General features: G+C 70.2%; 12 protein-coding genes. 3 read left to right on the plus strand and 9 right to left on the minus strand.

Annotation, left to right across the window (positions count from 1 at the left end; all coding sequences use genetic code 11):
* Nucleotides 1-134: 134 nt before the first annotated feature.
* Complete coding sequence (gene rocD / locus ACFV6H_RS31275; protein ID WP_385548936.1) at nucleotides 135-1,346, plus strand: ornithine--oxo-acid transaminase; 1,212 nt, start codon at nucleotides 135-137, stop codon at nucleotides 1,344-1,346.
* Between the two features lie 85 nt (nucleotides 1,347-1,431).
* On the opposite strand, the gene ACFV6H_RS31280 is transcribed toward rocD, so the two are convergent.
* Both ACFV6H_RS31280 and ACFV6H_RS31285 read right to left on the minus strand, forming a co-directional pair.
* On the minus strand, nucleotides 1,432-1,821 hold the full coding sequence (locus tag ACFV6H_RS31280; RefSeq protein WP_385548939.1) for a VOC family protein: 390 nt from the start codon (nucleotides 1,819-1,821) through the stop codon (nucleotides 1,432-1,434).
* A gap of 163 nt (nucleotides 1,822-1,984) precedes the next feature.
* On the minus strand, nucleotides 1,985-3,436 hold the full coding sequence (locus ACFV6H_RS31285; protein WP_385548942.1) for a PLP-dependent aminotransferase family protein: 1,452 nt from the start codon (nucleotides 3,434-3,436) through the stop codon (nucleotides 1,985-1,987).
* Between the two features lie 47 nt (nucleotides 3,437-3,483).
* Here ACFV6H_RS31285 and ACFV6H_RS31290 point away from each other — a divergent pair, with 47 nt between their 5' ends.
* Nucleotides 3,484-3,993: a carboxymuconolactone decarboxylase family protein gene (locus ACFV6H_RS31290; RefSeq protein WP_385548945.1), complete on the plus strand. Its 510-nt coding sequence runs from the start codon at nucleotides 3,484-3,486 to the stop codon at nucleotides 3,991-3,993.
* Nucleotides 3,994-4,065: 72 nt separating this feature from the next.
* Here the strand turns inward: ACFV6H_RS31290 and ACFV6H_RS31295 are convergent, their stop codons facing one another.
* From ACFV6H_RS31295 to ACFV6H_RS31325, 7 genes are all read right to left on the minus strand, one after another.
* Entirely contained in the window at nucleotides 4,066-4,806 is a 741-nt protein-coding gene (locus tag ACFV6H_RS31295) for a hypothetical protein (RefSeq protein ID WP_385548948.1), read from the minus strand.
* A gap of 255 nt (nucleotides 4,807-5,061) precedes the next feature.
* A complete protein-coding gene (locus ACFV6H_RS31300; protein WP_385548950.1) occupies nucleotides 5,062-5,487 on the minus strand; it encodes a hypothetical protein in 426 nt (141 codons plus the stop codon).
* Nucleotides 5,474-7,255 (minus strand): hypothetical protein, encoded by a 1,782-nt coding sequence (locus ACFV6H_RS31305; RefSeq protein WP_385548953.1) that lies wholly within the window; start codon nucleotides 7,253-7,255, stop codon nucleotides 5,474-5,476. The genes ACFV6H_RS31300 and ACFV6H_RS31305 overlap by 14 nt, the downstream gene beginning before the upstream one ends.
* 227 nt (nucleotides 7,256-7,482) lie before the next feature.
* Nucleotides 7,483-8,472 carry a malate dehydrogenase gene (locus tag ACFV6H_RS31310; protein WP_385548955.1) on the minus strand — a complete coding sequence of 330 codons (990 nt, stop codon included), beginning with the start codon at nucleotides 8,470-8,472 and terminating at the stop codon, nucleotides 7,483-7,485.
* 274 nt (nucleotides 8,473-8,746) lie between these two features.
* Nucleotides 8,747-9,937 carry a DUF2690 domain-containing protein gene (locus ACFV6H_RS31315; RefSeq protein WP_385548958.1) on the minus strand — a complete coding sequence of 397 codons (1,191 nt, stop codon included), beginning with the start codon at nucleotides 9,935-9,937 and terminating at the stop codon, nucleotides 8,747-8,749.
* A gap of 417 nt (nucleotides 9,938-10,354) precedes the next feature.
* A complete protein-coding gene (locus ACFV6H_RS31320) occupies nucleotides 10,355-11,023 on the minus strand; it encodes a DUF3017 domain-containing protein (protein ID WP_385548961.1) in 669 nt (222 codons plus the stop codon).
* A gap of 29 nt (nucleotides 11,024-11,052) precedes the next feature.
* On the minus strand, nucleotides 11,053-11,916 hold the full coding sequence (locus ACFV6H_RS31325) for a bifunctional methylenetetrahydrofolate dehydrogenase/methenyltetrahydrofolate cyclohydrolase (protein ID WP_384981665.1): 864 nt from the start codon (nucleotides 11,914-11,916) through the stop codon (nucleotides 11,053-11,055).
* 347 nt (nucleotides 11,917-12,263) lie between these two features.
* Between ACFV6H_RS31325 and ACFV6H_RS31330 the strand changes: the two genes are divergently transcribed.
* Entirely contained in the window at nucleotides 12,264-12,872 is a 609-nt protein-coding gene (locus ACFV6H_RS31330; RefSeq protein WP_385548964.1) for a hypothetical protein, read from the plus strand.
* Nucleotides 12,873-13,000: the final 128 nt, after the last annotated feature.

A 13,000-nucleotide genomic window follows, 5' to 3' on the forward strand; every position in this document is an offset into this window, starting at 1 on the left:
GAACGGATCTCCGTCGGGCACACGGTCGGGCACACCGGAAGCAAGGCTTCTTCCCGTACCGGGCGAGCGACGATAGAAAGTGGGGCATCGCCCCGCGCACGCCGGACAGTTTGTCCTGACCGATCGGAGAGTCCGTGTCGACTACGGAGAGTGCCATCGCCTCGGCCGAGGCCCACAGCGCGCACAACTACCACCCGCTGCCCGTCGTCGTCTCCTCGGCGGACGGCGCCTGGATGACGGATGTCGAGGGACGGCGCTTCCTCGACATGCTCGCCGGATATTCGGCGCTCAACTTCGGCCATGGCAACAGAAGACTCATCGACGCCGCCAAGGCTCAGCTCGAAAGAGTGACGCTGACGTCCCGGGCGTTCCACCACGACCGGTTCGCCGACTTCTGTACGCGGCTGGCGGAGCTGTGCGGCATGGAGATGGTCCTGCCGATGAACACCGGCGCGGAGGCGGTGGAGACCGCCGTGAAGACCGCCAGGAAGTGGGGATACCGCGTCAAGGGCGTGCCGGACGGGATGGCGAAGATCATCGTCGCGGCGAACAACTTCCATGGCCGTACGACCACCATCGTCAGCTTCTCCACGGACAGCGAGGCGCGGGCGGACTACGGACCGTACACACCCGGGTTCGAGATCGTTCCGTACGGCGATCTCACGGCTCTGGACGCGGCGATGACCGAGAACACCGTGGCGGTGCTGCTGGAGCCGATCCAGGGCGAGGCCGGAGTGCTGGTCCCGCCGGCGGGCTATCTCGCCGGCGTACGGGAGATGAGCCGGGCGCGCGACGTGCTCTTCATCGCGGACGAGATCCAGTCGGGCCTGGGCCGTACGGGAAAGACCTTCGCGTGCGAGCACGAGGGCGTGGTGCCCGACATGTATGTCCTCGGCAAGGCCCTGGGCGGCGGAGTGGTGCCGGTGTCGGCCGTGGTGTCGTCGGCCGAGGTGCTGGGCGTGTTCCGCCCGGGTGAGCACGGCTCGACGTTCGGCGGCAATCCGCTCGCCTGCGCCGTGGCGCTGGAGGTCATCGAGATGCTGCGGACCGGTGAGTTCCAGCAGCGCGCCGCCGAGCTGGGCGACCATCTCCACCATGAGCTGGGGCTGCTGGTGGGCGGCGGCGCGGTGGAGGCGGTACGGGGCCGTGGGCTCTGGGCCGGAGTGGACATCGTGCCGTCGCGCGGGACGGGCCGGGAGATCTCGGAGCGGCTGATGGACCGTGGCGTGCTGGTGAAGGACACCCACGGCTCCACGATCCGTATCGCTCCGCCGCTGGTGATCAGCAAGGAGGACCTGGACTGGGGCCTGGACCAGCTGCGCGCGGTGCTGACGGAAGGGGCCTGACCGTTCGCGAACCCGGGCGAACCCTTGAGGGCGGCGGAACCGCCGCCCTCAAGGTGGGCGTATTAGGCCCTAGCTCTCGCCGCTGCTAGCTCGCGCCGCCGCCGTAAGGACGCGTGATGGCTTCCATGGCGTGACCGACCGGATCGATGAAGTACACGCCGCGACCACCGTCGTTGTGGTTGATCTCGCCCGGGTGCTTCTGGTGCGGATCGGCGTAGAACGTGACGCCCTTGTCCTGGATGCGCCGGAAGATTCCGTCGAAGTCTTTCTCGCTGACCAGGAAGGCGTAGTGCTGCGGGACGATCGACTCCGGCGGTATGGAGGCGAAGTCGAGAGTCACGCCGTTGCTCAGTTCGACGGGAACGAACGGGCCCCATTCGGTCCCGACCGGCAGGTCGAGGATATGGGCCAGGAACTCGGCGGATTCCCGGTTGTCCCGGGAGTGGACGATGGTGTGATTCAACTGGATGGACACTGTGGAATGCCTCCGTAAGGCAAACTCACGGGCACCTCCATGCCTCACCCGGACGGTGACCGACACGCGATGCCGTACTGATGATCCTAATTCGGGCTCCGGGGGGTGTCGACCGGCACCGCACGGAGGCGCAGGCCCCTTGGTCCCGGTCCCCGTCACGGACTTACGGCAGGACCCGGCACAGCGCGTCCAGCGCGCCCGGCCACGCGCTGTCCGACGGCGTGCCGTAACCGACCACCAGGGCATCGGTGCCCGGCGCGACGGACGGATGCCGGAAGCGGCTCATGCCGTACACCGCCAGGCCCTGCCAGGCGGCGGCCTCGACGACCGAGCGCTCGGTGCCCGGCGGGAGTTCGACAACGGCGTGCAGACCGGCCGCGATCCCGGTCACCCGGATCTCCGGAGCCCGTTCCGCGAGCGCCGCCACGAGCTGGTCGCGGCGGCGCCGGTAGCGCAGCCGCATGGAGCGGACATGGCGGTCGTACGCGCCCGAGGCGATGAACTCCGCGAGCGTGAGCTGGTCGAGCACGCTCGACACCCAGTCCACCTCGCCCTTCGTCCCGCTCACCTCGCGGACCAGTTCCTCCGGCAGTACGAGCCAGCCGAGCCGCAGTCCGGGCGCCAGGGACTTGCTCGCGGTGCCGAGGTACACCACCCGTTCGGGATCGAGTCCTTGAAGGGCGCCGACGGGCTGTCTGTCGTAGCGGAACTCACCGTCGTAGTCGTCCTCCAGGATCAGCCCGTCCGTGGCGCGCGCCCAGTCGACGGCGGCCGAGCGCCGGTCCGGGTGGAGCGCCATGCCGAGCGGGAACTGGTGCGCGGCGGTCAGCAGTACGGCTCCGACGCCGCGCAGGTCGGACAGCTCCTCGGTGCGGGTGCCGCGCGCGTCCAGCGGGAGCGGCGGAGTCCGCAGGCCCGCCTTGGTCAGCGCGTTCCGGTGGAAGTCGAGACCGTACGACTCGACGGCGACCGCCCGTACGCGCCGGGCCCTGAGCACCTGGCCCAGCAGCATCAGACCGTGAAGGAAGCCGGAGCAGACGACGATCCGCTCCGGAGCCGCGTACACGCCTCGGGCGCGCGCCAGATAGTCGGCGAGGGCGGTACGCAGTTCGATCCGGCCCAGCGGATCGCCGTATCCGAAGGCCTCGTGCGGCGCGGCCGTCAGCGCCCGGCGGGCGGCCGTGAGCCACTGGGCGCGCGGAAATCCGGCGAGGTCGGGAGAGCCGGGCAGCAGGTTGTGGGCGGGCCCGCCACGGGCCGGCCGGGTCCTGGGCGGTACGGGCGTGGCCCTGCGCGGCGCGGACCGCCGGGCCACGCGGGTGCCCGAGCCCTGCCGGGCGGTGAGCCAGCCCTCGGCGGCCAGTTCGGCGTACGCGTCGGCCACGGTGTTACGGGCGATGCCCAGGTCGGCGGCAAGCGAGCGGGAGGACGGCAGCCGGGTGCCCGGCGCGAGCCTGCCCGTACGGACGGCTTCGCGCAGGGCGTCCATGAGCCCGGCGCGCAGCCCGGAGCCACGCAGCTCAAGATGGAGATCGACACCGAGGACGCCACCGACTGCGGGTCCGGCCGTGGAAGCAGCAGGTCCTGCCGCGGAATTGGCCCAGGAATCCGTCATGGGAATGGACCATACCTCTGTGCCACCAGACGCGTAGCGTCGTAGATATGACAACGCACACAGAGAACGAAACGAACCGATACGCACCCGAGCACTCGCCGCGTCTGGACGTGGCCAAGCTCGTCCCCGAGGTCTACAAGGCCATGGTCCGGCTGGACGCCGCCGCCCGGCACGGCGTCGATCCGACACTGCTCGAACTGGTCAAGATCCGCGCCTCCCAGCTCAACCACTGCGCGTTCTGCCTCGACATGCACACCAAGGACGCGCTGGCGGCCGGTGAGTCGGTGGAGCGTGTCATCCAGCTCAGCGCGTGGGAGGAGTCGCGGCACTTCTACACGCCGAGGGAGATCGCGGCGATCGAGCTGACGGAGGCGATCACCGTGCTGACCGACGGTTTCGTGCCGGACGAGGTGTACGAGAAGGCCGCGGAGCAGTTCGACGAGACGGAGCTGGCGCATCTGATCGCCGCGATCACGGTGATCAACGCCTGGAACCGGTTCGGTGTCTCCACCCGGATGGTGCCCGGCCACTACACACCGGGCCAGTTCGCGCACTGACCGCCCAGGCCCTGTCCGGCGCCGCGCCGGAGCCGCGTCGGAGTCACGCCGGAGCCGCGTCGGAGCCGTCTGTCAGCTCCAGCCGGGCTCGAAAGGTTCCAGGACCGTGCCCAGCAGTTGCCGCAGGTCCGCCGCCTCGCCCGCAGGAGCGGCCACCAGCACCGCGTACTGCCCGCCGTCGGTCGCGGTGAAGACCCGCTCGATGACCTGGCGGCGGCCTCCGGCCTTGTCGCTGTCGTACGAGTAGACCAGTTCGGCGGCGTCACCGGCCGGATTCTCGTCGCCGCCGACGACCGTACCGACGGCGACCTCCGTATAGCCCTTGTTCCTCGCCGCGAGATCCGCCGACGACTGCTGGACCAGATCCAGCGATGTCATGTTCTCCTCCGAGATCGCGAAGACCTGGATCAGGCTGCTCTCGTCGCTCGTCGTGTAGAAGACGCCGTTGCTGCGCGAGCTCCGCTCCCAGCCTTCGGGTACGGCGATGGTGAAGCCCTTGGGATCCTCGGCCACCTGGTAGCCGGGCGGCAGAACGCCGGTGGAGGGATCATCGGTCACGTCGGTGGCGCCGAGGCCGTCCGTGGGAGTGTCGGTCCCCGCGTCGGTGGAGGACGCCGAGGAGCCCGGGGAGTCGGAGGAGTTCGAGGAGTCCGACGGGTACGCGGACTCGGAGACGCTGACACCCGGCCCTGCGGCCGAGCCGTCCTCGGCGCCGTCCCGGCCCCAGGTGATCCAGACGGCCACAGCGCCCGCGCCCAGCACGGCCGCGACGGCGATCACCACGAGCGGCATACGGCGGGATCTCTGGCCCAAGAAGCGACCGTACGAATCAACCGGGCCGGTCTGAACGAAGCCTGTCTGCTCAGCACCCGTCTGCTCAGCACCCGTCTGTCCGGCGCCTTCCTCCCAGACGCCGGCCTGAGAATGCGCCTGCTTCTGGCCCTCCCCCTGGTCGTACGGCGCGAACAGCGGCAACGGAGGCGGCGGCGGAACGTACGCCAACGGCGCGCCGCCGCTCTCCCACCGCTGGGTCTCGGCATTCCAGCGCGGCCTGGCCCCGGCCATCCGTCAGCCGCCCAGCAGCGCGCCGACGGCCTGGCCGACCGCGACGCCGGACGCGAGCGTCCCGGCGACACCGCCCGCCAGCGCCAGCGCGTCCCGGAGACGGGCCAGCCTGCCGGGGCCCGCCGCGCCGGCCGTGGTGATCTCCTCCTCGGCGGCGACGAGTTCCGCGTCGAGCACGGCCGTACCGTCCGTCGCGACGAAGCGCGCCAGATCCTCGCGCAGCGCCCGTACCGCCGCCAGCAGCTCCGCCTGGGCCGGATCGCTCACCTGTCCCGCGCCACCCGTATTGGTGTTGGTGACGGTGTTGTGGTCACCGATGCTGATCGCGCTGCCGCTCACCGAGCCGATCCGCACCGCCGCACGCGCCGGCTCCACCGACTCCGCCGGCTGTGTCCGGCGCGCCTGACCGCCCTCGTCAGTTGCCGCCATTGCTGCCTCCCCCTGCCTCGTTGCGGTTGTCGATCGTGTTGTGATCGCCGATGCCGATGGCACTGTTCTGCGCGGACTCGATGAAGACTCCGCCGTTGGTGACGTTGATGATCTTCTGTTCGAACTCGGCCGTCTGCCAGCCCGCTTCGTACAGCGCGTGCCGCACTCCGCCCGCCACCCGGTCCTCCACGCTCTTGAGATACCGGCTCACATCCATCTCCTGGAAGAGCGAGGCCTCGTTGTCGGAGCCGAGTTCACGGATGGAGACCGCGGGCCCGGCCGGCAGCGCGCCGCCGTATCCGCCGCCGAGCCGCCGCCACTCCACGACGGCGGACCGGCCCAGGGTGAGGAGCGTCTGCCCGATCGATCCCGGCGTGTGCGTCAGGGCCCAGACGGCCTTGCCGAACCAGGAGTTGTTCAGATACTGGTGCGCCAGCCGGTCCGCCTCACGGAACTGGCGCCGTACGGGCAGCAGCACATGCGGAGCGACCTCCAGCATCAGCATGCCGCCCTGGGTGTGCACCCGTACGAAGACGGTGACGACCAGTTCCTCGTGCCATCCGCCCACTCTGATACGGAGGAAGTGGCGCCGTGACTCGCCTCCCTCCTCGACGGAGTCGGCGCGGTGCCGGGCGAAGCTCTCGGCGTCGTACGGCGCTCCGTCCCGCTGTCGGAGCCCGTCGACCGGGAGGAAGACGCACTCGTCGACGCGCAGCTCGCGCAGCCGGTCGCGTACGGCCGCCGCGGCTTGCGGAGAGCCGTGCGGGGAGGGTACGCGCAGGGCCTCCAGCAGCGGCACGATCTGGCGCAGGACCTCGCCGTTGTCGATCGGCACCGGCCCGCTGCCCGTACCGCCCTTGCCTGCCTTGCCTCCCTCGCCGCCTTCGCCGACCTGCTGGTCGTTGCGAGGGCGCAGTTCGACGGCGAGCGTCCAGGGCCGGAACGGCTCTCCGACGCCCAGGAACGGGTTCGCCGAGTGGTACATCACCAGAGGTGCGTGCTGCTCGGCACGGATACGGGCGCTCAGCCGCTGAAGACGGCCGCCGGTGGCCAGTTCGGCAGGATCGGAGGAGACCGCGGGAAAGCGGTGCTCGGAGAGTTCGTTCGTCATCACCCGGGCGAACTGTCCGCGCCGCAGCCCCACTCCGACGGCGATCAGCAGCAACAGGATCACGGCCGTCCAGGCCCGGCCCGGATCCGCGAGAGCGCCGGCGCCGTCCGAGACACTCGGGATGCCGGGAACCAGTGTGCCGGTGTCCAGTACCGCCCCGCTCGATGTGTCGCCGGCGAACGCGTCGGACCCGGCAGACCCGTTGGATTCGTCGGATCCGCCGGAGAGGCCGACTGCCATCGAGACCAACAGGCTCACGATGACGACCGCCAGCATGAACCGCCCGTACCAGCGCACCACGAGCGCCGCCGCCTTGCGGTACCACGGCGTACCGGACCCACGGCCTCTGATCCACGGTGCGATCGCGAGCAGCAGACACGGAAAAACGAAGAGCAGCAGAACCCAGTCGGTGAGCGGGACGGCGACGATCCAGAGCGCCAGCATGCCGGCGCTCCAGGCCAGTTCGGTACGGCGGGCACGCACGGCGTGCGCGAGCACCCGAGCCGCGTCGAAGCCGGTCGAGGGAGCGATGAAACGCTCCTCGTGGACGTACAGCTCGTCGAGGACGGCGTCCCGGAAGCCTCTGTCCATATGCACTCCGGCGCAGAGCAGCCGGCACGCCTCACTCGCGGCGGGCGCCATAGCGATCCCGGTCAATGAGTCCCCCGTGTGCCGCAAGAGTCAGCAGAGTCAACTTCCCTTGTTCGACTGGGAGTTGACAGCGATGAAACACGCATCGTAGGGCATCCCCACGACACCGCGCACACGTCTTTTCACTCGCTGTACGACGGAACGCCTCCGACGGGTGTCGGAGGCGTTCCGGTGTTCGCAGCTCTTCGGTGTTCCGGTGTTCTTAGCTCCTCAGGCTTCGGACTTCGGGATCGTCAGATCAGGCCCAGCGCGCGCACCGCGTCGCGCTCCTCCTGGAGCTCGCGTACGGAGGCGTCGATCCGGGTGCGCGAGAACGCGTTGATGTCCAGGCCCTGGACGATCTCGTACGCGCCGTCCCTGGCGGTGACCGGGAAGGAGGAGATCAGGCCCTCCGGCACACCGTAGGAACCGTCCGACGGGATGCCCATGGAGGTCCAGTCGCCCTCGGCGGTGCCGTTGACCCAGGTGTGGATGTGGTCGATGGCGGCGTTGGCGGCGGAGGCGGCCGAGGAGGCGCCACGGGCCTCGATGATCGCCGCACCGCGCTTGGCGACGGTCGGGATGAACGTGTCGGCCAGCCAGACCTCGTCGTTGACGGTCTCGGCGGCGTTCTTGCCGGCGATCTCCGCGTGGAAGATGTCCGGGTACTGGGTGGCGGAGTGGTTGCCCCAGATCGTCAGACGCTTGATGTCGGAGACGGCGGCACCGGTCTTCGCGGCGAGCTGCGAGATGGCGCGGTTGTGGTCGAGACGGGTCATCGCGGTGAAGCGCTCGGCCGGTACGTCGGGCGCGGCGGCCTGCGCGATCAGCGCGTTGGTGTTCGCCGGGTTACCGACGACGAGGACCTTGATGTCGTCCGCGGCATGGTCGTTGATGGCCTTGCCCTGGGGCTTGAAGATGCCGCCGTTGGCGGAGAGCAGATCGCCGCGCTCCATGCCCTTCGTACGGGGACGGGCGCCGACCAGCAGTGCCACGTTCGCGCCGTCGAAGGCGACGTTCGGGTCGTCCGTGATCTCGATGCCGCCGAGCAGCGGGAAGGCGCAGTCGTCCAGCTCCATCGCGGTGCCCTCGGCGGCCTTGAGGCCCTGCGGGATCTCGAGGAGACGGAGCTTGACCGGCACGTCCGCGCCGAGCAGATGGCCGGACGCGATGCGGAAGAGCAGCGCGTAGCCGATCTGGCCGGCCGCGCCGGTGACGGTGACATTCACGGGAGTGCGGGTCATGGCGGTCTCCGTAAGACGCTGGCGGTGGGGGTCCCTGCCCCTGGTGCGGGACATCTCCTTGGCCGCGAATCTTGACGTGAAGAGATATCCGGCGATCAGGCTATCCGACCCGCGTCCGCCCGAGCCGTCGGCCCCTTGTGGCACGGCTCACGACGGCGTGTCCGTACCGGTACGGCGGGACGTGCGGCCCTCTGCCGAGCCACCGGCCGGGCCGTCTGCCAGGCCGCTGCCGAACCGCCCGCCAGGCCGCGCGTGTCACCGTCGGCCGCTCCGCTCACTGCGTCGAGGTACAGCCCGTCTCGCCCGTCGTGAGTGTCGCGCACGCCTTCGCGCTGCCGGGATCCGGTACGGCGACCATCGGCGTGTACGCGTTGGTGGCCACCTCCACCACACCGTTCTGGGCCTTGCCGCCCGCGGTGATCCGTACCTCGTCGCCCGTCGTGGCCTGAGTGATCCGCGCCCAGGCGGCCCCGCACGTCCGGCTGTGGCGTACCTCGATCAGGGCCGTACCGACCGTGGCGCTGGAGACGGTCGTGGCGAACTCTCCGCCGCAGCCCATCGTTTCCGGGTCCTGTCCTGAGCAGTCGTCACCACCGCACTTCACACCGGGCGGCAGTACGGGGCTGCTGCTGACGGACGGCGAGGGCTTCGGGGGCTCCGCGACGGTCTTCCCGCCACCGTCACCGCCGATATCGGTCAGCAGCACCGCGGCGGCCACCACCAGCAGCGCGCCGACGACACCCGCGGCGAAGACCATCGCCTTGCGCCGTCCGCGCCCGCCGCCACGTCCTGGGCCCGGCGACGACGGCGGCCGTGGCGGGGCCGCCGGGCCACCGGGCGGCGGTACGGCGCGGGCTCCGGGCCCGCCCAGGTCGGCGCTCCGGCCGCGGCCGAAGTCAAGGGTGGCTCCACCGGACCGGCCGGCGTGGCCGACACCGGGGCCACTCGGGCCATCCGATATACCGGAGCCCACGGGCCCAACAGGCCCAGCGGACCGCCCGGAACGGCCTGTGCCGCCAGTCCTGTCGGAGACACCGGGGCCGCCGGACCGGCCGGATCCACCAGACCGACCGGGTCCGCCGGAACCGCCGAGGTCACCGGGCAGTCCGACAGCCGGGTTCTCGCCGGTCTCGGCCAGCGCCGCCCGCGCCTGGGAGATCCGTATCGCTTCCATGGTCATGTCGTGGCGCATCTCGGAGCGGCTCCACGCGCGCTCCGCCAGCTCCCACATCGTGGTGAGATGCATCGGATTCGTGCCGGTGACATCGGCCAGCGCCACGACCGCGCCCTTGGGCGCGAGCAGCCGCCCGTTGAGATAGCGCTCCCAGGACGTCTTGCTGTAGCCCGTTCTGTCGGCCACCGCGGCGATACTCAGACCGCTGCGGTTCACCAGCCTGCGGAGCTGACTGGTGAACTCCTTGACTTCCGGATCGAGTTCGTCCGGTAGCGCCTTCCAACGAGGCATGTGCCTCCCCCTTGTCCCCCCGCGACGTGCCCAACGTGCTCCGCGATACCCACAGGGATGCGCCGGGCCAGGATGGCAGTTCCTACGTCGGCAGCGCACGGAGGCATTGGGGGCAGTATCGCGCTCCCTTGCGCGCCCCCTGTACCGAACCCCGCGTCAAGTCTCGCATCCGTTGCCCGTTGATCACACCATGGCGGAATGGTCACCTCCATGCATCAGGCGATAGGCAACCCTTGAACCCCTTTGGCGCGTCCATGACGCTGATATCTGTGTCGCAGAACACCGCGGGCGGCACCGCGGACGGGCACCGAGGGCGGACGGCGCCCGTCCTTCCTCGGGGGAGAGGACGGCCGCCGTTCACCTTTCCCACGTCTGCTCGGCGGTTCCGGGACTCGACGGCTCTACGGCTCGACGGCTCTACGGCACGGTCGAGTGGACGATGTCCTCCAGGAACGGGATCTCCAGCCATGGCTTGGGCTGAGTCATGAGCGAGAGCATCACGATCACAACGCCCAGCAGGCCGTACGTGACCATGTCGGTGAAGCGCGAGCGCACGGCGAGCATGCCGACGGAAGGCAGCACACGGCGCAGCACGGCGCCGCCGATGAGGGCGAGGCCGATCAGGATCGTGCCGATCCGGAACGCCTCGGCGAACGGGTGCAAACCGACGATCAGCAGCCCGAGTCCGGTCGTCCCGAGCACGCTGAGCAGCGGCCACTGACGGACGGGCGCGGCCGCGTCTCCCGGAGCGGCCCGTCCGCCGCCCTCGGGCCGCGCGGTGTCCCGGGTGACCGCCGAGAACCGCTGGCTCGTCTCCTCGGGCGCGCCGACGTCAGCGCCCGCGGCACTGTCGGCGCTGTCAGCACCGTCCGTCTTCACCTCATCGGACGCGGCATCCGGAGCGTCCAGTACCGCCTGCGTCGTGTCCGTCTGCTTCACATCCGTCGGCTCGGACACCTCGGACACCTCCGGGACCGGCACGACGGCAGCCGCAGCCGCCGCGCGCTCCGGCGCCTCCTGGGCGTCGCGCCCCGGTCGGGCCGCGTCGCCCGTGCTCGTACCAGCACCCCTCGTACCAGCACCCATGGATGCCCCTTTCCGCGTCACCGTACGGTTCAGCCCGCGTCGGCGACGGCGCGTTCCGCCGCCTCGACCACGTTGACCAGCAACTGCGCGCGGGTCATCGGGCCCACACCGCCCGGGTTGGGCGAGATCCAGCCCGCCACCTCCGCGACGCCCGGATGGACATCTCCGACAATCTTCCCGTTCTCGTCGCGGCTCACGCCCACATCGAGAACCGCCGCGCCCGGCTTCACGTCCTCCGGCTTGACGATATGCGGCACGCCCGCCGCCGCCACGATGATGTCCGCCTGCCTGAGCTGCGCCGACAGATCACGGGTGCCCGTGTGGCACTGCGTCACGGTCGCGTTCTCGGACTTACGCGTCAGCAGCAGCGGGATCGACCGGCCGACCGTGATACCGCGGCCCACGACCACCACATGCGCGCCCGCGATCGCCACGCCGTGGTGGCGCAGAAGCTGGATGATGCCGTACGGAGTGCACGGCAGCGGCCCGGTCTCGTTGAGCACCAGCCGCCCGAGGCTCATCGGATGCAGTCCGTCCGCGTCCTTGGCCGGATCCATCAGCTCCAGCACCCGGTTGGTGTCGATGCCCTTGGGCAGCGGCAGTTGCACGAGGTATCCCGTGCACTCGGGGTTGGCGTTCAGCTCCGCAACCACCGCCTCGATGTCCTCCTGGGAGGCCGTGTCGGGCAGTTCGCGCTGGATCGAGGCGATCCCGACCTGCGCGCAGTCGCGGTGCTTGCCGTTCACATACCAGCGGCTGCCGGGATCGTCCCCGACCAGCAGGGTTCCCAGGCCGGGCGTGACACCTCTCGCCTTCAGGGCCGCCACTCGGGCGGTCAGGTCGGACTTGATCGCGGCTGCGGTGGCCTTGCCATCGAGAATCTGGGCGGTCATGCCCCCATCCTCGCGGATGCCTCTCTCCGGTTCCAATTCGCGTTCCGATTCACGGCCCGACCACGACCCGATCACGGCCCGATTCGCGGCCCGCCGGTGGCCTCCGTCACACATCCGCCGGACGCCCCCGGTCGCGCAGCCGCACCCGGTCGCGGTCGCGCCGGTCAAGCGGACAGGAGATTGCACTTGCACAACGCCCGCGTAATGCCGCTGGACAAAATACGACGTTGATAACACGATTACCGCGCAATGCGCGGCCGGCGTCGGGGGGCAGTCCGCTCAGTTCTGAGAAGTTCCTCCTGCCCGGGTCGTAACGTCCCCAGCTTCACCAACGGAGGAACCCCGCCATGAGCTTCGGCGATCCCAACAACCCGTACGGCCAGCAGGGCCAGCCGGGCCAGCAGCCCGGCTACGGTCAGCAGCAGGGCCAGCCCGGCTACGGCTACCCGCAAGGTCAGCAGCCCGGTTACGGCTATCCGCAGGCGCCGCCGGTCCAGCCGTACGGCGGCTACCCGGGCGCTCCCGGCGGCCAGCTGGAGATGCCGGGCGGTGTCAAGGCGGCCCGCGTGATGCTGTGGGTCATCTTCGGCCTCAGCCTGATCGGTATGTTCATCTTCGCCATCGCCGCCGCGGCCGTCTCCGCCGCCAAGAACGACGCGCAGCTCCAGGACGACGTCCAGTTCCAGCAGCTCGCCGACTACTCGGGCGGTCTGCTCTGGGGCATGACCGCCATCGCACTGGTGACGACCGTGGGCGCGATCGTCCTCGCCGTGAAGTTCGGCAAGGGCGGCAACGGCGTCCGTGTCGCGGGCATCGTGTTCGGTGTGATCGTCGCGATCCTCGGCGTCTATCCGTTCGTCGGGTTCGGCCTGATCTACACGGTCCTGGCCATCCTGATCGCCGTCTTCGTCGGGAAGGCCGACGGCGCCGCGTGGTTCAACCGCCCGCGCTACTGACGACCGGCATGTCTTCCTTACGCGCTTACGCGGCGCTTCCGCCGTACGCCTCGCCCGAGGGCCGTGCCCCCCCCCCACCGCGCGGGGGGCGGCCCAGGCGTGGCGGGGCAAAGGGGTCAGTTGCCGGC

It is taken from the genome of Streptomyces sp. NPDC059743, from assembly GCF_042732975.1.
Taxonomy (GTDB): domain Bacteria; phylum Actinomycetota; class Actinomycetes; order Streptomycetales; family Streptomycetaceae; genus Streptomyces.

Bases quoted from the DNA above. Each gene is read 5' to 3' on its own strand.
- ACFV6H_RS31310 (WP_385548955.1), bottom strand. From the start codon at position 8,472: ATGACCCGCACTCCCGTGAATGTCACCGTCACCGGCGCGGCCGGCCAG.
- ACFV6H_RS31300 (WP_385548950.1), bottom strand. From the start codon at position 5,487: ATGGCGGCAACTGACGAGGGCGGTCAGGCGCGCCGGACACAGCCGGCG.
- ACFV6H_RS31320 (WP_385548961.1), bottom strand. From the start codon at position 11,023: ATGGGTGCTGGTACGAGGGGTGCTGGTACGAGCACGGGCGACGCGGCC.
- ACFV6H_RS31315 (WP_385548958.1), bottom strand. From the start codon at position 9,937: ATGCCTCGTTGGAAGGCGCTACCGGACGAACTCGATCCGGAAGTCAAG.
- ACFV6H_RS31330 (WP_385548964.1), top strand. From the start codon at position 12,264: ATGAGCTTCGGCGATCCCAACAACCCGTACGGCCAGCAGGGCCAGCCG.
- ACFV6H_RS31290 (WP_385548945.1), top strand. From the start codon at position 3,484: ATGACAACGCACACAGAGAACGAAACGAACCGATACGCACCCGAGCAC.
- ACFV6H_RS31285 (WP_385548942.1), bottom strand. From the start codon at position 3,436: ATGACGGATTCCTGGGCCAATTCCGCGGCAGGACCTGCTGCTTCCACG.
- ACFV6H_RS31325 (WP_384981665.1), bottom strand. From the start codon at position 11,916: ATGACCGCCCAGATTCTCGATGGCAAGGCCACCGCAGCCGCGATCAAG.